The sequence below is a fragment of the Enterobacter sp. HG048 genome, from assembly GCF_024702055.1.
Lineage (GTDB): Bacteria > Pseudomonadota > Gammaproteobacteria > Enterobacterales > Enterobacteriaceae > Enterobacter > Enterobacter dykesii.
In genome coordinates, this window is the sequence record NZ_JANLIZ010000014.1 from 1 (window position 1) to 26019 (window position 26019).

A 26019-nucleotide genomic window follows, 5' to 3' on the forward strand; every position below is an offset into this window, starting at 1 on the left:
CCTTCCTCCCCGCTGAAAGTACTTTACAACCCGAAGGCCTTCTTCATACACGCGGCATGGCTGCATCAGGCTTGCGCCCATTGTGCAATATTCCCCACTGCTGCCTCCCGTAGGAGTCTGGACCGTGTCTCAGTTCCAGTGTGGCTGGTCATCCTCTCAGACCAGCTAGGGATCGTCGCCTAGGTGAGCCGTTACCCCACCTACTAGCTAATCCCATCTGGGCACATCTGATGGCAAGAGGCCCGAAGGTCCCCCTCTTTGGTCTTGCGACGTTATGCGGTATTAGCTACCGTTTCCAGTAGTTATCCCCCTCCATCAGGCAGTTTCCCAGACATTACTCACCCGTCCGCCGCTCGTCACCCGGGAGCAAGCTCCCTGTGCTACCGCTCGACTTGCATGTGTTAGGCCTGCCGCCAGCGTTCAATCTGAGCCATGATCAAACTCTTCAATTTAAGTTTGATGCTCGTGAATTAAACTTCGTAATGAATTACGTATGTTCACTCAGAGACTTGGTATTCATTTTTCGTCCGAGGACGTTAAGAATCCATGTCACTTTGAGTGCCCACACAGATTGTCTGATAAATTGTTAAAGAGCAGTTGCAACGCGGCTTTCGCTCACCGTTGCGAGGTGGCGTATATTACGCTTTCCTCTTTCAGAGTCAACCCGTTATTTCAGGATTTTTTCTCTTCAACCGACCGGGCTGTTTGTGAAGTGATTCACATCCGCCGTGTCGATGGAGGCGCATTATAGGGAGTTCTCAGCAGGCCGCAACCGCTAAATGACAGAAAAATGACTGACTGCTGCATTCCACAGCAAAACCCCGCCTTATACCCTTTTATGCACAAAGTTATCCACAATCATGAGCGGATCGCGATGCGATCCTACGAATTGAACGGGAAGATCAACTATACTAGCGGCAAATACTCTCCTCAGTGCAGGCCCACCCTCATGACCACACAACCCCTCGCCCGCGACTGGCGTCTCCCTACAGCAGGGGTGATGCTGCTGGCACTCCTCTTTGCGGGTTTTACCCTGCATGCGCACTGGAACGCCTTTATCCAGTGGTGTCTCGCCACGCAAATTACGCTGCACCGCTATCTTGTGATGTATCTGCTGCAGCTTAATAACCACCAGTACAGCGGCGGATTATGGCTGTTAACGGGGGCTTTCCTTTATGGTGTCCTTCACGCCATCGGACCCGGGCACGGAAAATTCATCGTGACGACCTATCTGACCACCAATAAGGAAAGCGAGCTGGCCGCCCGGGTCGTCCCCTTCCTGGGTAGCCTGATGCAGGGCGTCAGCGCCATTCTGTTTGTCTTTATTCTGGCGGTGGGGTTTAACCTCGCCTCCGGGGATATCAGTACTAGCCGCTGGTACGTGGAGAAGATAAGCGCAGTGCTTATTGGTGCATTCGGTGCTTTTGTCATTTATCAGGCGCTGAAGAGCCTGCGCCCGCGCAGGATGTCTATCTCCGCCATCAAGCCTCTTCATCAGCACGATGAACACTGTGGCTGCGGCCATCACGGCGTAGGTACAGACCTGACGCAGGGTGACTGGAAAACCCGTCTGGGCGTGATTCTGGCAATTGGCGCACGCCCGTGCAGCGGGGCGATCATGATTCTGATGTTTTCGAATGCGCTGGGCATTGTCACCTGGGGAGTGGCCGCGGTCATGACCATGTCTTTGGGAACCGCACTCTCTATTGTGGGGCTTTCACTGGCAGTACGTTATGCCCGCGAGCGCACGGTGACCTGGTTCGGCGAAAGCACCTCATTAAGATGGCTCGTACCGGCAGTCAAAATAGCCGGCGGGATAGTCCTGATCCTGTTTGCGACGGTACTGTTCCTGACGGTGATACCCATCAGCGCCAATGGCGACTACATCGCTGCTGGATGCTAATAAAAGAAAACCCGCCGTTGGCGGGTTTCTTTATTACTCGTTGATGCGTGGATGTTGGTCCACCAGTCGGGAGCGTTTTTTCTGCAGCTCTTCAATCTCTGCGTCAATATCCTCAATCTTCTGCTCTACGTTGTCGTAGTGCTCGCGCAGGATCTCTTTCGCTTCCTGGATATCAGACGCCGCAGGCGTTGCACCTTTCAGAGGACGGTTCGCCGTCTCCTTCATGGTAAGACCGGTAATCAAACCAATCACCGCAATCACCATCAGGTAATAAGCCGGCATCATCAGGTTCTGCGTGCTCTCGACCAGCGAGGCGGCAAGCGTCGGGGTCAGACCGGCAATCAGCACCGAGATGTTAAAGGCCGCGGCCAGCGCGCTGTAGCGAATATGCGTCGGGAACATCGCGGGCAGCGTAGAGGCCATCACCCCGATAAAGCAGTTAAGGATCACCGCCAGCATCAGCAGACCGGCAAAAATCAGCCCCAGCACATCACTGTTAATCAGAATGAATGCCGGAATTGCCAGAGCAAACAGCGCAACGCTTCCCAGGATAATGAACGGTCGACGACCAAAACGGTCACTCAACAGGCCCATAATCGGCTGCACAAACAGCATACCCACCATGATGGCGATAATAATCAGCACACCGTGATCTTCCGAGTAGTGCAGGTTATGCGACAGGTAGCTCGGCATGTAGGTCAACAGCATGTAGTAGGTCACGTTGGTCGAAATCACCAGACCAATACAGGTCAGCAGGCTGCGCCAGTGCTTAGTGGCAATCTCTTTGAACGACACCTTCGGACCATCCTGCAGCCCTTCGCGGTCACCCTGTTCCAGTTTATCGACGTGCTGCTGGAAAGCAGGCGTCTCTTCCAGCGCATGACGCAGGTAAAGACCAATTATCCCCAGCGGCAATGCCAGGAAGAACGGGATACGCCAGCCCCAGTCGAGGAAGTTATCTTCACCTACCACGGTTGAAATCAGTACGACTACGCCCGCGCCCATAACAAACCCGGCAATCGAGCCGAAGTCCAGCCAGCTCCCCATAAATCCGCGCTTACGGTCCGGGGAATACTCGGCAACGAAGATCGAGGCACCGGTATATTCACCGCCTACGGAGAAGCCCTGCGCCATCTTACAAATCAGCAGGAGAATGGGTGCCCAAATGCCGATGGTGGCGTAAGACGGTATAAGGCCGATACAGAATGTACTGATCGACATGATGACGATGGTGATTGCCAGGATCTTCTGACGACCATATTTATCGCCGAGCATACCGAAGAACAGACCGCCCAGCGGGCGAATCAGGAAGGGAACGGAGAACGTACCCAGTGCGGCAATCATCTGCAGGCTGGGATCGGCCCCGGGGAAAAACACTTTACCTAACGCATAGGCCACAAAGCCGTAGACACCAAAATCGAACCATTCCATCGCATTACCGAGCGAGGCTGCGGTAATGGCTTTACGCAGCTTTGCGTCATCAATAATGGTGACGTCGCGAAGCGTGATGGGTTTAATCTTTTTCCTTCTCAGCATAGCTATCCTCGTTGACTCGGCCCTGTCTGTTTCACAGTTCAGTTAGCGTTCTGTGAATCATGGGATCCGCTCCATGCGAATCGCCTTATTCAAGCGTAGCAGGTTTACTTACATTGACGTTTTACGTCGATACAACCGAACCTGTTGACGCCTGCCTGGGCAGTTAATGACCTTTTTACCCTACCAGCGTTTATATTTGTGATCAACTTCACACATATTTTCGCGTCTCGTCAACTCAGGCAAATTTTTGTCAGGGAGTGCCAATAAGTACTTCCTTACCCCACCTGAAGAACATCCTCCCGCACGTCATTATTTCTTTCGTAACAGAAAAACAAACCACGTTAATTCACATCAGATTTACATAAATTTTCATCAACGGGAACCGGCCTCAGGTTTTACATTGAATATGTGATAAAGATAACTAAAACGATGTTTTATTTTCATTGAATCAATATTCCAATGATCGCATCATAAATCCGAATTCAGCGTTTTACGTGTTCCAGGAAAAGGTTAATTGAGAGCACGCATTTAATTTTGTTGCAGGGCTTTCGAAAAAACACCACAAGCAATACGAGCAATCAATTGAATTTATTGACTAATTTTTAACGCCTATCCCCCGTACTGCGGGATCCGATGTGAGGTTTGTCTATGAAGATTAAAGCCACGATAGAACGTATACCCGGCGGTATGATGCTGGTTCCGCTGGTACTGGGCGCGATCCTGAATACCCTTGCTCCCAATACCGGAGCTTATTTTGGCGGTTTCACAAAAGGCATGATAACAGGCACGGTTCCCATTCTTGCCGTCTGGTTTTTTTGTATCGGCGCATCCATTAATTTGCGGGCAACGGGGACAGTATTACGGAAATCCGGCACGCTGGTGATAACCAAAATATCGGTAGCCTGGGCGGTGGCAATGATATGCGCGACGTTCATTCCGGAGAATGGAATTCAGACCGGGTTCTTCGCGGGTTTATCGGTCCTGGCGATTGTCTCCGCGATGGATATGACCAACGGCGGATTGTACGCCAGCCTGATGAACCAGTACGGGACGAAAGAAGAGTCCGGCGCATTTGTGTTGATGTCACTGGAGTCCGGCCCGCTTATGACGATGCTGATCCTGGGGTCTGCTGGCCTGGCCTCGTTTGAACCGCACCACTTTGTCGGCGCGATCCTGCCCTTCCTGGTCGGTTTCGCCCTTGGCAATCTCGACCGCGATCTGCGTGATTTCTTCAGCAAAGCCACGCCGGTGCTGATCCCGTTCTTCGGTTTCGCGCTGGGGAACACCATCAACCTGAAGGTCATTCTCGATACCGGCCTGCTGGGTATTGTGCTGGGTATCGCCGTGATCGTCATCACCGGTATTCCGCTGATTATTGCCGATCGCGTAATCGGAGGAGGAAACGGCACGGCCGGCGTCGCCGCCTCTTCAGCCGCCGGTGCTGCTGTTGCAAACCCGGTGATTATTGCCCAAATTAACCCGGCCTTCGAACCGGTCGCCGCTTCAGCGACGGCGCTGGTTGCCGCGAGCGTGATCGTCACCGCGATTCTGGTCCCCATCATCACGGCGCTGTATGCGAAACGCTACGGGAATATGCAAGAGACCCTGCCAGAACCGAAGCCGATAGAAATGAATCATTAACACACCGCACCATTCCCTCTCCCAACGGGGAGAGGGTGAGGGATTTACCCAAAAATCTCTTCCACCATCGCGTCCACCAGCCGTTTTGCCGAACAAAGCCTCGGCATGCCCAGCGCGACGGTCTGCCAGTTTTGCGTCACTGACCAGCTCACCGGATGTTGATCCGCCTGACACCAGTCCCCCAGCCAGCCCAGCATGTCTTTATGATCGATTAAACCCGGAGAGGCCGGCGTTGTCAGCCACTGGTGATAGAAATGGCGGGTCGTGGGGGACGCGTTGATGCCCTGTGCCAGATAGTTAGCCGCCATGCTGCGCAGGTTATCCTTAAGCATTGCCGCCACATCTTCATTCGCGAGGCGGCATGCGTCACCAAATGCCCCCCAGCGCAGCTCTTCCAGGACGATAAAACAGCGCCCGGCCAGCGACCAGCCATCATAATGCCCGGCCCGCCAGCGGGTAAAAATCTGCTCGCTATGCTCACCCGCCTGCACCGTCAGCCCGCGCTGGGTTAGCGCCTTCTCTTTATAGGCGGCGCGTTGGGTAAAATGAGAAGCGAGTTCAGCGTACTGCTGCATCAGGCCGGGGGACTGCTGGGCGCGCGGGTGCGTCTGCTGGCGCAAAGCAATCAGCTTCTCTGCCATCAGCGTCAGCGCGAGATGACCCGGGTCAAGCATGCCGGCCAGTTTTTCCGCCAGCCCCAGGCGCAGCGCTGCATTTTCATTGAGCATACCCGCCATCGCCCAGGGGCGTAGCCGGGTATGCGTCATGATTTCCTGAGTCAAACGCTCACGAAACTGAAGCTGTTGTGGTCCCAGGTGAGGATGACGCGCCGCGTCCACGCCCTGCACCAGATCGACCATAAATTTTGGATTTATACACTCCAGCGTTCGCCCGGGGCCGTCCAGTAGTGGTGTTGTCATGGTTGCTCTGCCGCGAATAGAGTTTGAATATCATCGCGTAACAGTCGGGTATCTTCCTGTATCCACGTCGCAGTCGTAATGCTTTGCTTCAACAGCTGGCAGAGCGCTCGGGTTGAATGCTCATTCTGTTGACGCACTGCGAGGCTATCACGCAAGCTTTCCTGTAACCCGGTCAGGCACAACGAAATCTGCAAAAAACGTCGCCATTCCTGCCGTAACAGAGACATCGACCTGCGCGGACAAAGCTTTACGTATTTGTTCACAAAACAGCTCAATATGTTGCTTAAATTTGTCATGTAGCTGCGCAATATCGATAACATATCGCGTGCGCGTTTCCACATACTCATCCCAGCCCCAGCCCGGGCTATTGAGCCAGCGAGCGACCGTTTCTCGCATGCTGCTCCCGCCTGATGAGGGGCCTGCCTGGCTGTCATCCTGCGCTATCGCATCATTAAACAGCGCTCGCGTGTTGAAGTTAAGCTGGTGAGCCTGAAACGCCGGGAAACTGATTCGCGCCCGAAAACCCGCATGGCTCAGATGCTCTTTAATACGCGTTTCGATGGGGCGCATGGCTTCGTTCAGGGAACGCGCCAGCGTAGATTCAAGCTGGTCGAAGCGTAACGCCAGCTCCCGGCAGATTCTCGTCTGTGCATCCAGCATCACCCGTTCGCAGGAGGAGCGGATTTTACTCAGCGCGATCTGCGCCTGCCCTTCATCGTCCAGAACCAGCTGCTTCAGCTCGTGCGGCTCCTCACCGTGAGGGGTCTGCCGATCGATGCCAGCCAAATCAAGAATATGCTGGGCGCTGAACACCTCGCCAATCGCCTGGTTAAGCGCGGTTTTTTGCGCTCCCATAAAGTCCGCAGTGGCGTTTAGCGCCTCCTCAACTTCATGTTTCACCTCATCGCTCACCACGCTCTGACGCGTCTGGAGAAGCGCCATGTCCTCTTCCAGACGTGCGATATTCAGTTCCAGCGCCTCAAAGGCAACCGTCAGCCCCTGATAGCGGAAGTCGAGGTACTCCCGGGCATTTTGTGCGTAGTTGAGCAGCTTATGCGAGGCCGAACGCAGCGCGTAAAGCGAGGCATTGGCATAGGCGGCGTAGATCAGCTTGCGTATCGGTTGTTCGAAAAGCGAATCTTCCCAGAGCAAATCGGCAGCATGACGAATATGGTCGATATCGTCCAGGTCCGCCGTACGCCAGCGCCGCCCAAGCGCCGCTTCGGCAAAATCCTGCACCCAGGGTTGCTCCTGATGATCCGGCAGTTGTCCGTGGGTACTCATCTCGTAGCGAGCGCGGTTCGCCAGATAGGCCCACATGGACGAAACGGGGTAGATCTGGCCAGGCGAAATATTGCCTTTCATTAAGGTGCCGGAGATCATCGCCCGGATCTGCTCTTCATCATCGCTATTGCGATCTTTCTGATCGAATTTATTAACCAGCGCATATAGAGGCACGGATTTTCCCGCCGCGGAAATGGCCTGCCGGACTTCTTCATCAGAAATGGATTTAAGCTGGGTATAATCCATCACGGCCAGCACCGCCGACGCGCGGGACAACTGCTCGCTGAGCATTTTTTGCAGATGCGGCTGTCCCGCCTCATTCGGCCCGGGCGTATCGAGCAGCGTCAGCTGCCCGAGGTGAGCATCCAGACCCGCAAGATGCACGAACTCCACTTCAATGACCGGAATGTGTTCGATAGCCGCATATTCAGAGAATGGAAACGCCACGCCTAACGCCTGGGATAGTCTCACCAGATCGTTGAGGCTTTTCAGACAATGAAATATCGGCTGCGCGCCCAGGTGATGCTTCTCAAAAGCTTCTCCTTTTTCAATGCGCTCCAGCAGCGTATTCATGTCTTTATCAATTTCCAGATGCTGGGCCAGCTTCCCGCGATCGTAATCGCATAGCTTTTTCTGGAGCAGTTGAATCAATTCATCAATTGGCGAGGCATGTGAGAAATGCAGCACCGGCTCCTTCTGGCCCGGCGTGTGGCGAATTAGGGTAGGAAGCGCCGTCATCGGACGATTGCGGTTCGGCAACACTTCAGTCCCCACAATCGCATTAATGGTAGTCGATTTCCCCGCTTTCATGGTGCCCACAATAGCCAGGACCATTTCCAGCCGGGTTATTTTTCGTAATTCATTATTCAGCATCGCCTGCTGCGCTTCGACACCACGCGCACTAAAATGCAAAGGTAAAACGTTGTTCTTTTCACCCGTAATAGCAGCCGCGGTGCTCTCCAGCATCGCAGTCGGCATTGATTTCAAGGTATCGAGGTTTTGCAGGGCGAGCTGTAGCAAACGCTCAGCTTCCTGGCTTAATTCAAAAATGGTCTGTGTGTGCATGATAAAAGCCTTTCCTTAACGCAAATTTATTACTTTTATTAAGCCACTGGTATTAATTATGTTGTTCAGGCTTATATGATCACGTGTGGAAAACATGTTCGCCGAAATATAACTGATTGATGATAATCAGAAATATTTCGCTATCCTTGCATGGCGTGTATAGCTCCCCTTCTGGCCTGACGGCCAAAGGAAAAAAGCGTAGCCCAATTTTAAGAAACTTCAGGATATATCATCATTATTTACCCACCTAAAAAGAGAGGTAATACGCCCCTGCCAGAAGATATGGATGGCAGCGAAGTCAGGAGATAAATAACAATGTGTCGCTTCACCTTATCCGAAATGAAGGAGCGTAGCAATTTGCTGCAATAAAATATTCGATATATTTAGCGTCATTTCTTCCCACCGTGTTAATGAGGTAAGCTTCGCTTAACTGACTGACAGGAAGTGTCACTCCCGATACGCTTTTTGCATTTTTTTAATTCACAATGTCACCGACAAACGTGTGGATTTGCGCTATACTTGCCGCCTTTTTCGGCACGCTGCCGTTATTTAGCTGGCACTTTCCAGCGTGTTTACACTTTTTGAGGATACCGATATGTCACTCCCACACTGCCCAAAATGCAATTCTGAATACACCTATGAAGATAATGGCATGTTCATCTGCCCGGAATGCGCTCACGAATGGAATGATGCCGAACCATCACACGATGCTGATGCACTTGTCGTAAAAGATGCAAATGGCAATCTGCTGGCGGACGGCGACAGCGTAACCGTGATTAAAGATCTGAAAGTGAAAGGCAGTTCTTCCATGCTGAAGATCGGCACCAAAGTGAAGAATATCCGTCTGGTTGAAGGCGATCATAATATCGACTGCAAAATTGACGGCTTCGGTCCGATGAAGCTGAAATCAGAGTTCGTGAAAAAGAACTGATTTACCCGCCCGGTGGCGCTTCGCTTACCGGGCTTTCGGGAACTACACTTAACGGGCTTTTCTTACGTGAGGTAAAGATTATGCCGTTAAGTCCCTACATCTCCTTCGCCGGCAACTGTGCAGAAGCCACTTCTTTCTACCAGCAAGCCGTCGGCGCAGAGCTTCTCTATAAAATCACCTTCGGCGAAATGCCAAAAAGCGATAACAGCGAAGAAGGCTGTCCGTCCGGTATGCAATTTCCGGATTCGGCTATCGCGCACTCCAACGTCCGCATTGCGGGCAGCGATATCATGATGAGCGACGGGATGCCGCCGGGCAGCAACGCGCAGTACGCAGGCTTCACCCTGGTTCTCGACACCCAGGACGTCCATGAAGGCAAACGCTGGTTCGACAACCTCGCCGCGGGCGGGAATATCGACATGGCCTGGCAGGAAACCTTCTGGGCACACGGTTTCGGTAAAGTCACCGATAAATACGGCGTGCCGTGGATGATTAACGTCGTTAAGCAACAGCACTAATTTTCGGGCGGAGGGCGGTCTGCCTCCGCCTGTCATCAAATTCCGCTCAACTCTTCAAACTCCCGCAACCCAGACTTAACCCAAATGTCACATTGATGCGCCAGCATGAGGCCACATTTATCGTGAGGCCCAGCACATGCAAACCGTCATCCGCGTCGAGAAACTGAGCAAGACCTTCAATCATAACAAGGCTCTGCATGCCGTTGATCTGACCGTCCAGCAGGGCGAAATGGTGGCGCTGCTGGGGCCATCCGGTTCAGGTAAATCCACCCTTCTGCGTCATTTAAGCGGCCTTATCACCTGCGATAAAACGCCGGAAAGCCACGTCGAGCTGCTGGGCAATACCGTGCAACGCGCGGGGCGTCTCGCCAGCGATATCCGCAAGAGCCGCGCCCAGACGGGCTACATCTTCCAGCAGTTCAACCTGGTGAACCGCCTGACGGTGCTGGAGAACGTGCTGATTGGCGCGCTCGGCAGCACCCCGTTCTGGCGCACCTGTCTGCGCTGGTTCTCCCCTTCGCAGAAGCAGGAAGCCTTGCAGGCGCTGACCCGCGTCGGCATGGCGCATTTTGCCCACCAGCGCGTCTCCACCCTGTCCGGTGGACAACAGCAGCGCGTGGCGATTGCGCGTGCGCTGATGCAGAAAGCGCAAATTATTCTCGCTGACGAACCCATCGCCTCGCTGGACCCGGAGTCCGCCCGCATCGTGATGGAAACCCTGCGCGACATTAACCAGAACGACGGCATCACCGTGGTGGTCACGCTGCATCAGGTGGATTACGCCCTGCGCTACTGCGAACGCATTGTCGCCCTGCGTCAGGGACATGTGTTCTTTGATGGCGCGAGCCATCAGTTTGATAACGAACGTTTTGACCATCTCTACCGCAGCATTAACCGCGTCGAAGAGAACGCGCAGGCTGCTTAATTAAACCCGATCCGAGGAAAGTACATGAGCTACAAAGCCGTTGCCGCGCTGGCCTTTACCAGCATGTTCAGCCTCAGCACCCTGTTAAGCCCGGCGTATGCACAAGAGCATGAAAAAGCGCTGAACTTCGGCATTATTTCGACGGAATCACAGCAAAACCTGAAGCCTCAGTGGGAACCGTTCCTGAAAGATATGGAAACCAAACTGGGGATCAAAGTGAACGCCTTCTTCGCCCCGGACTACGCGGGCATCATCCAGGGGATGCGCTTTAATAAAGTGGACATCGCCTGGTACGGCAACCTCTCCGCCATGGAAGCGGTGGACCGCGCGAACGGCCAGGTCTTTGCCCAGACCGTCGCGGCAGATGGCTCCCCGGGCTACTGGAGCGTGCTGATCGTCAACAAAGACAGCCCGATCAACAACCTCAATGACATGCTCGCCAAACGCAAAGAGCTGACCTTCGGCAACGGCGACCCGAACTCCACCTCCGGTTACCTTGTCCCAGGCTACTACGTCTTCGCCAAAAACAACGCCTCCGCCAGCGACTTCAAACGCACGGTGAACGCCAGCCACGAAACCAACGCCCTGGCCGTGGCCAACAAGCAGGTGGACGTTGCCACCAACAACACAGAGAACCTCGACAAGCTGAAAACTTCCGCGCCGGACAAGCTGAAAGAGATCAAGGTTATCTGGAAATCGCCGCTGATTCCGGGCGACCCGATCGTCTGGCGTAAAAACCTCTCCGAGAGCACCAAGGACAGGGTTTACGACTTCTTCATGACCTATGGCAAAACGCCGGAAGAGAAAGCGGTCCTGGCGCGTCTGGGCTGGGCACCGTTCCGCCCGTCAAGCGATCTGCAGCTGGTCCCGATTCGCCAGCTGGCGCTGTTTAAAGAGATGCAGGGCGTGAAGGACAACAAAGGGCTGAAGGACGACGAGAAGACCAGCAAAGTGGCCGCAATTGAGGCCCAGCTGGAAGACCTCGACCGCCTGACCGCCGCGCTCGGCGCGATGACGAGCGTGAATAAAGCGGTGCAGTAGTGCCTTTCTCCCTCTCCCTGTGGGAGAGGGGACTAAACCCAAAGGAGCCAACATGCAAACCATCACCCTCCCGCCGCCTAAGCGCAGCTGGTTCTCGCTGATAAGCTGGGCCGTCCTGCTGGCGGTGCTGGTTATCTCCTGGAAGGGCGCGGAAATGGATCCGCTGCTGCTCTTCAAAGACGCGGGCAACATGGCGACCTTCGCCGCCGACTTCTTCCCGCCGGACTTCAGCCAGTGGCAGGACTATCTCAGCGAAATGGCGGTCACCCTGCAAATTGCCGTCTGGGGCACCGCCCTTGCCGTCGTTCTCTCCATTCCGTTTGGCCTGATGAGCGCCGAAAACATCGTGCCGTGGTGGGTATACCAGCCGATGCGTCGCCTGATGGACGCCTGTCGCGCCATCAATGAAATGGTCTTTGCGATGCTGTTCGTGGTCGCCGTCGGCCTGGGTCCGTTCGCCGGCGTGATGGCACTGTTCATCCACACCACCGGCGTGCTCTCCAAGCTGCTCTCCGAAGCGGTCGAAGCCATCGAGCCCGGCCCGGTGGAAGGTATTCGCGCCACGGGCGCCAACAAAATCGAAGAGATCCTGTACGGCGTCCTGCCGCAGGTGATGCCGCTGCTGATCTCCTATTCGCTGTACCGATTCGAGTCCAACGTCCGCTCCGCGACGGTGGTCGGCATGGTGGGCGCAGGCGGGATTGGCGTCACCCTGTGGGAAGCGATTCGCGGTTTCCAGTTTCAGCAAACCTGCGCCCTGATGGTGCTCATCATCGTCACCGTCAGCCTGCTGGATTTCCTCTCTCAACGTTTGCGTAAGCACTTCATCTGAGAAGCGAGGCTTTGTTTTGTATGCACTTATCCAGACATCCGACCAGTTACCCCACCCGCTGGCAAGAGATTGCGGCAAAGCTCGAAGTGGAGCTGCGCACGCACTACCGCTGCGGGGACTACCTGCCCGCCGAGCAGCAGCTTGCCGACCGCTATGAAGTGAACCGCCACACCCTGCGTCGCGCCATTGACCAGCTGGTCGAGCGCGGCTGGGTCCAGCGCCGTCAGGGCGTGGGCGTGCTGGTGCTGATGCGCCCGTTCGACTATCCGCTGAACGCCCAGGCGCGCTTTAGCCAGAACCTGCTGGATCAGGGCAGCCACCCGACCAGCGAAAAGCTGCTCTCGGTATTGCGTCCGGCCTCCAGCCACGTGGCGGACGCGCTGGGTATTCAGGAAGGCGACGACGTCATTCACCTGCGCACCCTACGTCGCGTTAACGGCGTGGCGGTATGCCAGATAGATCACTACTTTGCGGACCTCGCCCTCTGGCCCGTGCTCCAGCATTTCTCCAGCGGCTCGCTGCATGATTTTCTTCAGGATGCGGCAGGCATTGCGCTCAAGCGAACCCAGACGCGCATCAGCGCCCGCCGCGCGCAGGCGAAAGAGAGCAAGGTACTGGAAATCCCCAACATGGCCCCGCTGCTCTGCGTCCGCACTCTTAACCACCGTGACGGCGAAATCAACGCGACGGAATACTCCGTCAGCCTGACCCGCGCCGACATGATCGAATTCACCATGGAGCACTGAATGCACTTCGACATCGCCACCCGACAGCGCTGGATGCGCGTGCTGGCCCACAGCCAGCCTGCTGCGCTCTCTGCCCGCATGAGCGCCCTTAGCCTGGCACCTGATTACGACACCCTCCGCGCACCGGAGATTGGCCTGGTACAAATCCAGGCGCGCATGGGCGGCACCGGCGAGCGCTTCTTCGCCGGAGACGCCACCCTCACCCGCGCAGCAATCCGTCTGAACAGCGGCACGCTGGGCTACAGCTACGTGCTGGGGCGCGACAAAGCCCACGCCGAGCGCTGCGCGGTGATCGACGCGCTTTTACAGGAACAGCCGCATTTCCAGACGTTAATGGAAACCCTTATTGCCCCGCTGGAAGCCGACCGCGCCGCGCGCATTGCCGCACGTCAGGCCGAAGTGAACACCAGCCGGGTCGACTTCTTTACGCTCGTTCGCGGAGACAACGCATGACGCTTCAACCTGCATTTACCCTGGCCGTCCAGGATGCCCAACACAGTTTTCGTCGCCTGCTGAAGGCCATGAGCGAGCCGGGCGCGATCGTCTCGCTGCACCAGCTTTCACAGGGCTGGCTGCCGCTGAACCTGGCGACCACCAGCGTGCTGCTGACGCTTGCCGACAACGACACGCCTGTTTGGCTTTCAGGCGCATTATCCAACGACATCGCCAGCCAGAACCTGCGCTTTCACACCAGCGCCCCGCTGGTCGATCAGCCCCGGCAGGCAATCTTTGCCGTGGCCGATGAGCAAATCAGCCATGAACAGCTTAACGCCCTGAGTGAAGGCAGCGCCGTCGCCCCGGAGACCAGCGCCACGCTGATCCTGCAGGTTTCCAGCCTGAGCGGCGGCCGCATGCTGCGCCTGACGGGCGCAGGCATCGCCGAAGAACGCATGGTCGCGCCGCAGCTGCCGGAGTGCATCATTCATGAGCTGACCGAGCGCCCGCACCCGTTCCCGCTGGGCATTGACCTGATCCTGACCTGCGGCGAGCGCCTGCTGGCAATCCCGCGGACCACCCACGTGGAGGTGTGCTGATGTACGTTGCCGTCAAAGGGGGCGAGAAGGCCATCGCCGCCGCCCATGCGCTACAGGCGCACAGACGACGGGGCGATGAACGGCATCCCGAGCTGAGCGTCGCCCAGATTGAACAGCAGTTAAACCTCGCCGTTGACCGCGTGATGACCGAGGGCGGCATCGCCGACCGCGAGCTGGCGGCGCTGGCCCTGAAGCAGGCCAGCGGCGACAGCGTCGAAGCCATCTTTCTGCTGCGCGCCTACCGCACCACGCTTGCCAGACTGGCGGTCAGCGAGCCGGTGAATACTTCACAGATGCGCCTGGAACGCCGCATTTCAGCGGTTTATAAAGACATCCCCGGCGGCCAGCTGCTTGGCCCCACCTGTGACTACACCCACCGCCTGCTGGATTTTACCCTGCTGGCGAGCGGCGAAGCGCCGCAGCTCAGCACTTCCGACGCCGAACAGGAACCGTCTCCGCACGTCTTCAGCCTGCTGGCAAAACAGGGCCTGGCGAAGGCGGAAGAAGATTCTGGCGCGCAGCCGGATGACATCACCCGCACGCCGCCGGTTTACCCCTGCTCGCGCTCGTCCCGCCTGCAGCAGCTGATGCGCGGCGACGAAGGCTATCTGCTGGCGCTGGCCTACTCCACCCAGCGCGGCTACGGGCGCAACCACCCGTTTGCCGCCGAAATTCGCAGCGGCTACATCGACGTTGAGATCGTACCGGAAGAGTTGGGTTTTGCGGTGAACGTCGGCGAAATGCTGATGACCGAGTGTGAAATGGTCAACGGTTTCGTCGCTCCGGAAGATGAAGACCCGCACTTTACCCGCGGCTACGGGCTGGTGTTCGGCATGGGCGAGCGCAAGGCCATGGCCATGGCGCTGGTTGACCGTGCCCTGCAGGCACCGGACTACGGCGAGCACATTGCAGGCCCGGCGCAGGACGAGGAGTTCGTGCTGGCCCACGCGGATAACGTTGAGGCCGCTGGCTTCGTCTCGCACCTCAAGCTGCCGCACTACGTCGATTTCCAGGCCGAACTGGAACTACTGAAACGCCTGCAACGGGAGCGCGCCAATGGCTAACTTAAGCGGCTACAACTTTGCCTATCTGGATGAGCAAACCAAACGCATGATCCGCCGCGCCATCCTCAAAGCGGTGGCGATCCCGGGCTATCAGGTGCCGTTCGGCGGCCGCGAAATGCCAATGCCCTACGGCTGGGGCACGGGCGGTATACAGATCACCGCCAGCGTGATCGGCGAGGCGGACGTGCTGAAGGTCATCGATCAGGGCGCCGACGACACCACCAACGCCGTGTCGATCCGCAGCTTCTTCCAGCGCGTCACCGGCGTCAATACCACCGAAAAAACCGAAGACGCCACGCTGATCCAGACCCGACACCGCATCCCCGAAACCCCGCTCACTGAAGATCAGATTTTGATTTTCCAGGTACCGATCCCTGAGCCGCTGCGCTTTATCGAGCCGCGCGAAACGGAAACCCGCACCATGCACGCGCTGGAAGAGTACGGCGTCATGCAGGTCAAACTCTATGAAGACATCGCCCGCTTTGGCCATATCGCCACCACCTACGCCTATCCGGTGAAGGTGAACGGGCGCTACGTGATGGACCCGTCGCCAATTCCGAAATTCGATAACCCGAAGATGGACATGATGCCCGCCCTGCAGCTGTTCGGCGCCGGGCGCGAAAAACGCATCTACGCCGTCCCGCCTTACACCCGCGTGGAAAGCCTGGATTTCGACGATCACCCGTTTACGGTGCAGGAGTGGGACGAGCCGTGCGCTATCTGCGGCTCAAGACACAGCTATCTGGACGAAGTGGTGCTGGACGACACGGGCAAACGGATGTTTGTCTGCTCCGACACCGATTACTGCCGCCAACAGAGCGAGGCGAAAAGCCAATGAAACCGCTGCTTTCGGTTAATCACCTGACTCACCTGTATGCGCCGGGCAAAGGCTTTAGCGACGTGTCGTTCGAGCTGTGGCCGGGCGAAGTGCTGGGGATCGTCGGCGAGTCCGGCTCCGGCAAAACCACCCTGCTGAAGTCCATCTCCGCGCGCCTGACGCCGCAGAACGGCGACATTCTGTATGAGGGCGCCTCGCTGTACGGCATGAGCGAGGCCGAACGCCGCCGCCTGCTGCGCACCGAGTGGGGCGTGGTGCATCAGCACCCGATGGACGGCCTGCGCCGTCAGGTCTCCGCCGGGGGCAATATCGGCGAACGCCTGATGGCCACCGGCGCGCGCCACTACGGCAACATCCGCGCTACCGCCCAGCACTGGCTGGAGGAAGTTGAAATCCCCGCCTCGCGCATCGACGACCTGCCCACCACCTTCTCCGGCGGGATGCAGCAGCGCCTGCAGATTGCGCGCAACCTGGTCACCCATCCGAAGCTGGTGTTTATGGATGAACCCACCGGCGGGCTGGACGTCTCGGTGCAGGCGCGCCTGCTCGACCTGCTGCGCGGCCTGGTGGTGGAACTGAACCTCGCGGTGGTGATTGTCACCCACGATCTGGGCGTCGCGCGCCTGCTGGCGGACCGTCTGCTGGTGATGAAGCAGGGCCAGGTGGTGGAAAGTGGGTTAACCGACCGGGTGCTCGACGATCCTCACCATCCGTACACCCAGCTTCTGGTGTCGTCCGTGTTGCAGAACTAAGAGGCCAACATGATCCACGTACAAAACGTAAGTAAGACCTTTGTGCTCCACCAGCAAAACGGCGTGCGCCTGCCGGTACTGCAAAACGCCTCTCTGGAGGTTAATCGCGGCGAATGCGTGGTGCTGCACGGCCATTCCGGCAGCGGAAAATCCACCCTGCTGCGCTCCCTGTACGCCAACTATCTGCCGGATGAAGGCCACATTCACATTCGCCACAACGATGAGTGGGTCGATCTGGTGCAGGCCCCCGCGCGTAAGGTGCTGGAAGTGCGCCGCACGACGATCGGCTGGGTCAGCCAGTTTCTGCGGGTGATCCCGCGGATCTCCGCCCTGGACGTGGTGATGCAGCCGCTGCTGGATCTCGGCGTGCCGCGTGAAGCCTGCGCCGCCAAAGCCGCCTGCCTGCTGACGCACCTCAACGTGCCGGAGCGCCTGTGGCACCTCGCCCCATCGACCTTTTCCGGCGGCGAGCAGCAGCGCGTCAATATCGCCCGCGGGTTTATCGTCGACTACCCGATTTTACTTCTGGATGAACCCACCGCCTCGCTCGACAACAAAAATAGCGCGGCCGTGGTGGAGCTGATCGAACAGGCCAAAGCGCGCGGCGCGGCGATCGTCGGGATCTTCCACGACGACGCCGTACGCAGCCGCGTGGCGGACAGACTACACCCGATGGGGGTCCACGCATGATTATCAATAACGTCAGGCTTGTGCTGGAAAATGAAGTCGTTGATGGCTCGGTTGAAGTCCATGAAGGCGTTATTCGCGCCTTTGCCGAAACCCAGAGCCGTACCCCTGAAGCAATGGACGGTGAAGGCGGCTGGCTGCTGCCGGGGCTGATTGAGCTGCACACCGACAATCTGGACAAATTCTTCACCCCGCGCCCGAAGGTCGACTGGCCCGCCCATTCGGCGATGAGCAGCCACGACGCGCTGATGGTCGCCAGCGGCATCACCACCGTGCTGGACGCGGTGGCGATTGGCGACGTGCGCGACGGTGGCGATCGCCTGGAGAATCTGGAGAAGATGATCAACGCCGTGGAGGAGACGCAAAAACGCGGCCTCAACCGTGCCGAGCACCGTCTGCACCTGCGCTGCGAGCTGCCGCACCACACCACCCTGCCGCTGTTTGAAAAGCTGGTCGGACGCGAGCCGGTCTCGCTGGTCTCCCTGATGGACCACTCGCCGGGGCAGCGCCAGTTCGCTAACATTGAAAAGTATCGCGAATACTATCAGGGCAAATATTCTCTCAGCGATGCGGAGATGGCCCGTTATGAAGAAGAACAGCTGGCGCTTGCCGCGCAGTGGTCGCAGCCGAACCGTCTCAGGATTGCCGCAATGTGTCGGGACCGCAACATCGTCCTGGCCAGTCATGACGACGCCACGCGCGATCACGTGCGCGAATCCCACCAGCTTGGCAGCGTGATCGCCGAATTTCCCACCACGTTTGAAGCAGCTGAAGCCTCCCGCAGGCACGGCATGAACGTGCTGATGGGCGCACCAAACATCGTGCGCGGCGGATCGCACTCCGGCAACGTCGCGGCAAGCAGGCTTGCCTCCCTTGGTCTGCTGGATATCCTCTCATCCGACTACTACCCCGCCAGCCTGCTGGATGCGGCGTTCCGGGTGGCCGACGACGAGGGCAATAGCTTTACGCTGCCGCAGGCGATTCGCCTGGTGACGAAAAACCCGGCCTCGGCGCTTAATCTTCAGGATCGCGGGGAAATCGCCGAGGGTAAACGCGCGGATCTGGTGCTTGCCCACCGCAAGGGCGAACACGTTCATATCGACCACGTCTGGCGGCAGGGAAAAAGGGTGTTCTGATGGGAAGGCTCATCTGGTTAATGGGGCCCTCCGGCTCCGGTAAGGACAGCCTGCTGTCCGCCTTACGGCAGCGGGAACATCCGCAGCTGCTGGTCGCGCACCGCTATATTACCCGCGCGGCCAATGCCGGGAGTGAAAACCATATCGCCCTGAGCGAGCAGGAATTTTTCATCCGTGCCGGGCAAAACCTGCTGGCGCTGAGCTGGCACGCCAACGGCTTTTACTATGGCATGGGCATCGAAATCGACCTCTGGCTGCACGCGGGCTTCGACGTGCTGGTTAACGGCTCGCGCGCGCATCTGCCACAAGCGCGCGCCCGCTATGAGGCGGCCCTGCTGCCGGTCTGCCTGCAGGTTTCGCCGGACGTTCTGCGCAGCCGGTTGCAGAGTCGGGGGCGTGAATCAGCCCGTGAGATCGATCAGCGGCTTGAGCGTGCGGCCCGCTATGCCCCGTCGGACTGCCACATCCTCAATAACGACGGAAGTTTGCTACAGTCAGTCGATACCTTTTTATCGCTTATCCGCCAGAAGGAGAAACAGCATGCCTGACTGCCAGCTTCGCCCCGCCACCGCCGACGATGCGCAGATTGTCTATGCCCTGATCTGCGAACTGAAGCAGGCAGAGTTCGATCATCAGGCGTTCCACGCCGGGTTTCTTGCCAATCTGCAGGATCGCAACATGCGCTACCAGCTTGCGGAGAGAGAGGGACAGGTCATCGGCATGATCGGTCTGCACATGCAGTTTCACCTGCACCACGCGCGCTGGATCGGCGAGATCCAGGAGCTGGTCGTAATGCCGCAGGCGCGTGGGTTAAAGGTCGGAAGTCAGCTGCTGGCCTGGGCGGAAGAGGTAGCGCGACAGGCCGGCGCGGAGCTGACCGAACTTTCCACCAGCGTGAAGCGCGTGGACGCCCATCGTTTTTACGTTCGTGAAGGATACACGCAGAGCCATTTCCGATTCACCAAACCGCTGTAGAGGTGCGCTATGAGTCTGACCATCACGTTGACGGGAACGGGTGGCGCCCAGCTGGTGCCGGTCTTTGGCTGCGACTGTGCGGCGTGTCGCCGGGCGCGCCTGCAGGATAACTATCGCCGTCGCCCGTGCAGCGCGGTGGTGAAATTCAACGATGCGGTGACCCTGCTGGACGCGGGTATTCCGCACCTGATGGACGACTGGCCGGCGGGCAGCTTCCAGCAGTTTTTGCTCACCCATTACCATATGGATCATGTTCAGGGGCTGTTCCCCCTGCGCTGGGGCGTGGGGGCGACGATTCCGGTTTACGGTCCGCCGGACGAAGCGGGATGCGACGACCTGTTTAAACACCCCGGCATTCTGGATTTCAGCCACACGGTCGAACGGTTTGTGATGTTTGAGCTTCAGGGTTTACGGGTCACGCCGCTGCCGCTCAACCATTCGAAACTGACCTTCGGGTATTTGCTGGAGTCGGCCCACAGCCGGGTGGCCTGGCTCTCCGACACCGCCGGACTGCCGGAAAAAACGGTGAAGTTCCTGCTCAATAACCAGCCGCAGGCAATAATTATCGACTGCAGCCATGAACCGCGCGAGGAAACGCCGCGAAACCATTGCGACTTAAATACCGTGATTGCGTTAAACGAGGCGATTGGTTGCCCGCAGGTGATCCTGACTCACATCAGCCATCAGTTTGACGTGTGGATGATGGATAACCCGCTGCCGCAGGGCATAGAAGCGGGCTATGACGGGATGGTGCTGGTGCTGGATTAGGTTTTCTCCCTCTCCCGTGGGAGAGGGCAACAGGCCGCACTTAGCCTCGATCGTAATCGTCTTCTAACCTGCGCTCATCCTCTTCCAGACGACGTCTGTCATCATCCAGCTGTCGCTGGCGCTCGTCCAGACGGCGGCGTCGGTCTTCGAGCTGCCGACGACGATCGTCGTACTGTCGGCTGTCGATTTGACGGCTGCGATCGTAACGATCGTCGTCGTCATTGCTGCGGCTGCTGCCGGGGTTATAGGCATCGTTGATCGCCTGCTGAATGTTGCCAATAGCATCATCAACAATATCGGCATGAGCCAGTTGGCTGGTGAGTGACAGCAGACCGAATAACAGAGCAGTTGAGTAACGTTTCATAAGGCCAGACTCGCAGGTGAACTGGCCTTACGATAATGAACGGCGGGAAGCCGGGGTAGCGGAGGAATCTCAAATTACCATGACCTTGCGCAGCGCCTGCGCCAGCTGCACCCGCGTAAACGGCTTACGCAGTAGCTGAACGTCCGGCAGCTGCGGGTTATGCGCGGGCCGTAGATCCTGGCCGCTGATCAGCAGTACAGGAAGCAGCGGGTAATGGCTGCGCACATGGTTAATCACCTCGGCGCCGCTGAGGCTGCCGGGCAGCATCAGGTCGCTGATAAACATGCCAATATCCGGTGAAGCCTCCAGCATATTCAGCGCCTGCTCGCCGTTGTCCGCTTCCAGCGTCAGGTAGCCGAGTTGATGCAGCTGCTCGCACAGGGTTTGCCGAACATCGGCCTCATCTTCCAGCACCAGCACCAGCCGCTCGCTATCGACGGAGGCGGTGGCTGACAGCGCTTCATCGTCTGCTGCAGCAGGCAGCACCGAGCGCGGGAGGTGAAGCCGGACGGTCGTTCCCTGCCCCGGCGCGCTTTCAATTTCCACGCGGCCACCGGACTGGCGGACAAAGCCGTAGACCATCGACAGGCCTAACCCGCTCCCGCTTCCGGTCTGCTTGGTGGTGAAGAACGGTTCAAAGACCCGGGATTTCACCTCCTGCGACATGCCGCTGCCGCGGTCAATCACCTCCAGCGCCACCATATCCTGCCTGCGCCCGTCGCTGCGGGTGACGCGCTGATTCCAGGTCCGGATTTTAATCACCCCGCTTTGCCCTTCCATCGCATCGCGCGCGTTCATTACCAGGTTGATGATGGCATTTTCCAGCTGGCTAACGTCAATCCACGCGGGCCACGCCGGGGTTTGCGCTTCAATCTCCAGGGTCAGGGTGGCAGGCAGGGAGTGTCGCAGCAGTTCCCGGAGGTTCTCCAGCAGCGGCAGCATCTCTACCGCATGCGGCGTCAGGGATTGCTTGCGGGAAAACGCCAGCAGGCGCTGCGTCAGTAAGGCGCCGCGCTCGGCCGCCTTCAGCGCCCGGCTAATGCGCGGCGCGTCTTTTGATTCGGGGTCGGTGAGCTCAAGGCTGCCGATGATCACCGCCAGCAGGTTGTTAAAATCATGCGCCAGCCCGCCGGTCAGCTGTCCGACCGCCTTCATCTTCTGGCTGTGCAGCAGCGCCTCTTCCAGCCCCTGACGCTCAACGCGGTCGATCTCCATCTGCGTGGTTTTCTCTTTCAGCAGGCGCGTGGTGTGCTCAAGCGAGGCGGTATTGCGGGCAAAAACGTTAAACGCGCGCGCCAGCTCGCCCAGCTCATCTCGCCGCTGGAGGGCGGGAACGGAGACATCCTGTTCGCCGTGAGCAAGACGCGACATCGCCCGGGAAATCGCCGTCAGGTTAGAGGCCAGATTGCGGTAGATATACCAGCAGGCGCACCCGGTAATGATCAGCGCCAGCACGGCGAAGATGCTGATAAACACGCTGATGGACTGCAGCTCGTGATGGCTCTGGGCCGTACGAAGCCGGGAGGCCTGCGCCACTTGCCCGACGTACTGATTAATGTCGCTGTTGAGGATCGCCACCAGCGCCTTGATGTGGAACATATACCAGCTTATCGCCAGATCGCTCTCTTCCAGCTGCTTCGACAGCGGGGCGAGCTTGCCTAACTCGGCATTAAAATCAGGCAGAACCCCCTTCACGACCGGCTGTACGGCACTCCGGGGCAGCGCAGCGGCCACGGCGTCCAGCTGCTGAACGGTCGCGCGCGGCGAAGGCGTGTCGATGGCGGCGGCGATCAGCCGGTCCATCTCCATCAGCTGCTGCGCATCCGGCACGTTGCTGTCGTAACGGCGGTTGATGTCCTGAAGATGACGCAGGTAGCTCTGACTTTGATACAGCGAACTCAGCAGCGCGTTACGCTCCAGATGGCGCCGCTGGCCGCGCTCAAGCATCTCCGTCACGCTCTGCTGTAGCTCATTGCTTCGTTGAATAATGCGCGCCACCAGTGCCGGCTCCTGCTGCGCCAGCGGCGCATCCGCAAGCTGTTCCAGCGAGCGGCGCAGCGCCATTTGCGTCTGCTTCAGGCGCTCGGCTTCGCCTTTGTACTCCAGCGCCCCGACGACCTGCGAAAGCCGCACCGCCGCCGTCGCCACGTTGGCGGTATCGCGGGCCAGGTTCATGCTGCCGGTCATGTCATCCAGCGTTTGCTGCTGAACCTGCTCCTGGATTTGGCTGGCGTGACGAAAGCCGAGCACCGCCACGCCGCTCACCATCAGCGTCACGGCGACCACCAGCAGATTAAAAATCAGCAGGCGGCCTCGGGCGCTGGCGAAAAAGGGCGGACGGCGTGATGGCATGGGTTTGGGCTCCTGTGCGGTTTGGCGCCCTCACCCACCGGGAGAGGGAAAAGGAAAATGTGATGGCGATTAGCTATTCATAACTATGACAAATATGAACAGCTTCTGACATTTTGCATTTACGCACCTGTGATGAAGTGCAGATATCGGCATTCGCAGGAGATCCGCCATGAGCAGAACCCCGGTATTAGAGATGCGCAGCATTGCCAAAACGTTTGGCAGTTTCCACGCGCTCAAGGGTGTAGATTTGACGGTCTTTCCCGGAGAGATCCACGCGCTGATGGGGGAAAACGGCGCGGGGAAAAGCACGCTGATGAAAATCCTCGCGGGAGCCTATACCGCCACCAGCGGCGAGATCCTGATCGACGGCCAGCCGTTTCACATTAAAGGGCCGAAAGATGCGCTGGCCGCAGGCATTACCTTGATTTATCAGGAGATGCAGCTCGCGCCCAACCTGACCGTTGCCGAAAATATCTTTCTTGGCAGCGAGCTGTCGCGCGGTGGGATGGTACAGCGCAAAGAGATGGCTGCCCAGGCGCAGGCGGTGATTGACCGCCTCGGCGCACAGTTCAGCGCCACCGACTTGGTGATGAAGCTGACCATCGCCGAGCAGCAGCAGGTGGAAATTGCCCGCGCGCTGCACCGCAACAGCCGCATTCTGGTGATGGATGAACCCACCGCCGCCCTCTCCTCGCGGGAAACGCATCGCCTGTTTGAACTGATTTTGCGCCTGCGTGATGAAGGGATGGCAATCATCTATATCAGCCACCGGATGGCGGAAGTGTATGAACTCTCTGACCGCGTCAGCGTTCTGCGCGACGGTCAGTACGTCGGCAGCCTGACGCGCGACAAGCTAAATGCCTCCGAGCTGGTGCGCATGATGGTGGGCCGCCCGCTAAGCGACCTGTTCAACAAGGAGCGTGATATTCCTCTCGGCAGCCCGCGCCTCAACGTCCACCACCTCACCGACGGTAAAAAAGTACAGCCGTGCAGCCTGCAGGTGCGTTCCGGTGAAATCGTCGGGCTGGCGGGCCTGGTCGGGGCCGGACGCTCCGAGCTGGCGCAGCTTATCTTCGGCGTGCGTAAGGCCACCGGCGGCATGATTGAGGTCGACGGCGAGCCGGTGGTGATCCACTCTCCGCGTGCGGCCATCGAAAACGGCATCGGTTTTCTCACCGAGAACCGCAAGGAGCAGGGGCTATTTCTGGAGCTGGCGGCGCAGGAGAACATCACCATGGCGACGCTGGAGCGCGACGCGACCTTCGGTATGTTAAACCGCAAAAAAGCCCAGTCGATTTCCGATGACGCCATCGCCCTGCTCAACATCCGCGTGCCCCATTCGCAGGTGCGCGCGGGCGGGCTGTCCGGCGGCAATCAGCAAAAGCTGCTCATCTCCCGCTGGGTGGCGATTGGCCCACGCATTCTGATTCTGGACGAACCCACGCGCGGCGTGGACGTCGGCGCGAAAAGCGAGATCTACCGCATCATGAACCAGATGGCGCGCAAAGGGGTGGCGATTTTAATGATCTCCAGCGAACTGCCGGAAGTGGTGGGCATGAGCGACCGGGTGTACGTGATGCGGGAAGGCAGTATTGCGGGTGAACTCCACGGGCGCGACATCTCTCAGGAAAACATTATGACGCTGGCAACCGGCGTGAACGACACTCATCATCAGGCGGTGCAATCATGACAACTCCAACCCATCCGCAGCAGGTGGCGAAATCAGCCTCCGCCAAAAAAATGCTGATGAGCGATCTGATGCAAACGGTCGGCATCCTGCCGATTCTTATCCTGATTGTGGCGGTATTTGGCTTTATCGCCCCGAACTTCTTCACCGAGAGCAACCTGCTCAACATCACCCGTCAGGCGTCGATCAACATCGTGCTGGCGGCGGGAATGACCTTCATCATCCTGACCGGCGGGATTGACCTCTCCGTGGGCTCGATTCTGGGCACCACGGCGGTAGCGGCGATGGTGGTCTCGCTTATCCCTGAATTTGCCATGCTCTCCATTCCGGCCGCGCTGATGCTCGGCATGGTGCTGGGACTGTTCAACGGCGCGCTGGTGGCCTTTGCCGGGCTGCCGCCCTTCATCGTGACGCTCGGGACCTATACGGCGCTGCGCGGCGCGGCCTATCTGCTGGCGGACGGCACGACGGTCATTAACTCCAACATCAGCTTCGAGTGGATCGGCAATAACTACCTCGGCCCGATCCCGTGGCTGGTGGTGATCGCCCTCGCGGTGATTGCGGTGTGCTGGTTCATCCTGCGCCGCACCACGCTCGGCGTGCATATCTATGCGGTGGGCGGCAACATGCAGGCGGCGCGACTGACCGGCATCAAGGTCTGGCTGGTGCTGCTGTTCGTGTACGGCATGAGCGGCCTGCTCTCCGGGCTTGGCGGAGTGATGAGCGCCTCGCGCCTCTACAGCGCCAACGGCAACCTCGGCACGGGTTACGAGCTGGATGCGATTGCGGCGGTGATCCTCGGCGGCACCAGCTTCGTCGGCGGGATCGGCACGATCACCGGCACGCTGGTTGGCGCGCTGATCATCGCCACCCTCAACAACGGCATGACGCTGATGGGCGTCTCCTACTTCTGGCAGCTGGTGATCAAAGGGGCGGTGATCATCATAGCGGTGCTGATCGACAAATACCGTACCCGACACCATCAAAGTGCATAACAACAAAACCCTACAGCTTCGAGGA

General features: G+C 58.2%; 24 protein-coding genes, 1 rRNA gene and 1 pseudogene. 20 read left to right on the forward strand and 6 right to left on the reverse strand.

Features of this window, described 5'->3' with window-relative positions; all coding sequences use genetic code 11:
* A 16S ribosomal RNA gene (locus NUX24_RS15795) occupies positions 1–452 on the reverse strand; the annotation flags it as partial.
* Between the two features lie 497 nt (positions 453–949).
* Here NUX24_RS15795 and NUX24_RS15800 point away from each other — a divergent pair.
* On the forward strand, positions 950–1903 hold the full coding sequence (locus NUX24_RS15800; protein WP_257832712.1) for a nickel/cobalt transporter: 954 nt from the start codon (positions 950–952) through the stop codon (positions 1901–1903).
* Positions 1904–1936: 33 nt separating this feature from the next.
* On the opposite strand, the gene proP is transcribed toward NUX24_RS15800, so the two are convergent.
* Entirely contained in the window at positions 1937–3439 is a 1503-nt protein-coding gene (gene proP, locus NUX24_RS15805) for a glycine betaine/L-proline transporter ProP (protein ID WP_047653062.1), read from the reverse strand.
* A gap of 648 nt (positions 3440–4087) precedes the next feature.
* Between proP and kdgT the strand changes: the two genes are divergently transcribed.
* A complete protein-coding gene (gene kdgT, locus NUX24_RS15810; protein WP_257832715.1) occupies positions 4088–5080 on the forward strand; it encodes a 2-keto-3-deoxygluconate transporter in 993 nt (330 codons plus the stop codon).
* Positions 5081–5124: 44 nt separating this feature from the next.
* On the opposite strand, the gene NUX24_RS15815 is transcribed toward kdgT, so the two are convergent.
* Together NUX24_RS15815 and crfC are read right to left on the reverse strand one after the other, a co-directional pair.
* Positions 5125–6000 carry a diguanylate cyclase regulator RdcB family protein gene (locus tag NUX24_RS15815; RefSeq protein ID WP_054829827.1) on the reverse strand — a complete coding sequence of 292 codons (876 nt, stop codon included), beginning with the start codon at positions 5998–6000 and terminating at the stop codon, positions 5125–5127.
* Positions 5997–8349 (reverse strand): annotated as a pseudogene (gene crfC / locus NUX24_RS15820) (clamp-binding protein CrfC). Before crfC ends, NUX24_RS15815 begins: the two are co-directional and overlap by 4 nt.
* 595 nt (positions 8350–8944) lie before the next feature.
* Between crfC and NUX24_RS15825 the strand changes: the two are divergent.
* The 16 genes from NUX24_RS15825 to phnP all read left to right on the forward strand — a co-directional run bounded on the left by NUX24_RS15825 (position 8945) and on the right by phnP (position 20596).
* A complete protein-coding gene (locus tag NUX24_RS15825) occupies positions 8945–9280 on the forward strand; it encodes a zinc ribbon domain-containing protein YjdM (protein ID WP_023310096.1) in 336 nt (111 codons plus the stop codon).
* An 80-nt stretch (positions 9281–9360) separates the two neighbouring features.
* Positions 9361–9798 carry a VOC family metalloprotein YjdN gene (gene yjdN, locus NUX24_RS15830; protein ID WP_257832720.1) on the forward strand — a complete coding sequence of 146 codons (438 nt, stop codon included), beginning with the start codon at positions 9361–9363 and terminating at the stop codon, positions 9796–9798.
* A 136-nt stretch (positions 9799–9934) separates the two neighbouring features.
* On the forward strand, positions 9935–10723 hold the full coding sequence (gene phnC / locus NUX24_RS15835) for a phosphonate ABC transporter ATP-binding protein (RefSeq protein WP_023334215.1): 789 nt from the start codon (positions 9935–9937) through the stop codon (positions 10721–10723).
* Between the two features lie 24 nt (positions 10724–10747).
* On the forward strand, positions 10748–11764 hold the full coding sequence (gene phnD / locus NUX24_RS15840) for a phosphonate ABC transporter substrate-binding protein (protein WP_257832723.1): 1017 nt from the start codon (positions 10748–10750) through the stop codon (positions 11762–11764).
* A gap of 52 nt (positions 11765–11816) precedes the next feature.
* Positions 11817–12596 carry a phosphonate ABC transporter, permease protein PhnE gene (gene phnE / locus NUX24_RS15845; RefSeq protein WP_257832725.1) on the forward strand — a complete coding sequence of 260 codons (780 nt, stop codon included), beginning with the start codon at positions 11817–11819 and terminating at the stop codon, positions 12594–12596.
* 20 nt (positions 12597–12616) lie between these two features.
* Positions 12617–13342 carry a phosphonate metabolism transcriptional regulator PhnF gene (gene phnF, locus NUX24_RS15850; RefSeq protein ID WP_257832727.1) on the forward strand — a complete coding sequence of 242 codons (726 nt, stop codon included), beginning with the start codon at positions 12617–12619 and terminating at the stop codon, positions 13340–13342.
* Entirely contained in the window at positions 13343–13795 is a 453-nt protein-coding gene (phnG, locus tag NUX24_RS15855; RefSeq protein ID WP_109492570.1) for a phosphonate C-P lyase system protein PhnG, read from the forward strand.
* Positions 13792–14376, forward strand: coding sequence for a phosphonate C-P lyase system protein PhnH (phnH, locus tag NUX24_RS15860; RefSeq protein WP_257832731.1), 585 nt, complete (start codon positions 13792–13794; stop codon positions 14374–14376). Before phnG ends, phnH begins: the two co-directional genes overlap by 4 nt.
* Positions 14376–15440, forward strand: a complete 1065-nt coding sequence (locus tag NUX24_RS15865) for a carbon-phosphorus lyase complex subunit PhnI (RefSeq protein ID WP_257832732.1) — start codon at positions 14376–14378, stop codon at positions 15438–15440. The genes phnH and NUX24_RS15865 overlap by 1 nt, the downstream gene beginning before the upstream one ends.
* Entirely contained in the window at positions 15433–16278 is an 846-nt protein-coding gene (phnJ, locus tag NUX24_RS15870; RefSeq protein WP_193805537.1) for an alpha-D-ribose 1-methylphosphonate 5-phosphate C-P-lyase PhnJ, read from the forward strand. Before NUX24_RS15865 ends, phnJ begins: the two co-directional genes overlap by 8 nt.
* Positions 16275–17030, forward strand: coding sequence for a phosphonate C-P lyase system protein PhnK (phnK, locus tag NUX24_RS15875; RefSeq protein WP_008500057.1), 756 nt, complete (start codon positions 16275–16277; stop codon positions 17028–17030). The genes phnJ and phnK overlap by 4 nt, the downstream gene beginning before the upstream one ends.
* Positions 17031–17039: 9 nt before the next feature.
* A complete protein-coding gene (phnL, locus tag NUX24_RS15880; RefSeq protein WP_257832737.1) occupies positions 17040–17720 on the forward strand; it encodes a phosphonate C-P lyase system protein PhnL in 681 nt (226 codons plus the stop codon).
* Entirely contained in the window at positions 17717–18853 is a 1137-nt protein-coding gene (gene phnM / locus NUX24_RS15885) for an alpha-D-ribose 1-methylphosphonate 5-triphosphate diphosphatase (RefSeq protein WP_257832739.1), read from the forward strand. Before phnL ends, phnM begins: the two co-directional genes overlap by 4 nt.
* Positions 18850–19401 carry a ribose 1,5-bisphosphokinase gene (gene phnN, locus NUX24_RS15890; RefSeq protein ID WP_257832856.1) on the forward strand — a complete coding sequence of 184 codons (552 nt, stop codon included), beginning with the start codon at positions 18850–18852 and terminating at the stop codon, positions 19399–19401. Before phnM ends, phnN begins: the two co-directional genes overlap by 4 nt.
* Positions 19394–19828 (forward strand): aminoalkylphosphonate N-acetyltransferase, encoded by a 435-nt coding sequence (gene phnO / locus NUX24_RS15895; protein ID WP_257832741.1) that lies wholly within the window; start codon positions 19394–19396, stop codon positions 19826–19828. Before phnN ends, phnO begins: the two co-directional genes overlap by 8 nt.
* A gap of 9 nt (positions 19829–19837) precedes the next feature.
* Positions 19838–20596: a phosphonate metabolism protein PhnP gene (gene phnP / locus NUX24_RS15900; protein WP_257832743.1), complete on the forward strand. Its 759-nt coding sequence runs from the start codon at positions 19838–19840 to the stop codon at positions 20594–20596.
* Between the two features lie 40 nt (positions 20597–20636).
* Here the strand turns inward: phnP and yjdP are convergent, their stop codons facing one another.
* Positions 20637–20960 carry a DDRRRQL repeat protein YjdP gene (gene yjdP / locus NUX24_RS15905; RefSeq protein ID WP_039262386.1) on the reverse strand — a complete coding sequence of 108 codons (324 nt, stop codon included), beginning with the start codon at positions 20958–20960 and terminating at the stop codon, positions 20637–20639.
* A 69-nt stretch (positions 20961–21029) separates the two neighbouring features.
* The gene (locus NUX24_RS15910; RefSeq protein ID WP_257832746.1) at positions 21030–23312 is read right to left on the reverse strand and encodes an ATP-binding protein; all 2283 of its coding nucleotides are present in this window, start codon (positions 23310–23312) and stop codon (positions 21030–21032) included.
* 169 nt (positions 23313–23481) lie between these two features.
* Here NUX24_RS15910 and NUX24_RS15915 point away from each other — a divergent pair, with 169 nt between their 5' ends.
* Positions 23482–25002: a sugar ABC transporter ATP-binding protein gene (locus NUX24_RS15915; RefSeq protein WP_047653081.1), complete on the forward strand. Its 1521-nt coding sequence runs from the start codon at positions 23482–23484 to the stop codon at positions 25000–25002.
* Positions 24999–25994: a ribose ABC transporter permease gene (locus tag NUX24_RS15920; protein WP_023310077.1), complete on the forward strand. Its 996-nt coding sequence runs from the start codon at positions 24999–25001 to the stop codon at positions 25992–25994. Before NUX24_RS15915 ends, NUX24_RS15920 begins: the two co-directional genes overlap by 4 nt.
* The last annotated feature ends 25 nt before the right edge of the window (positions 25995–26019 follow it).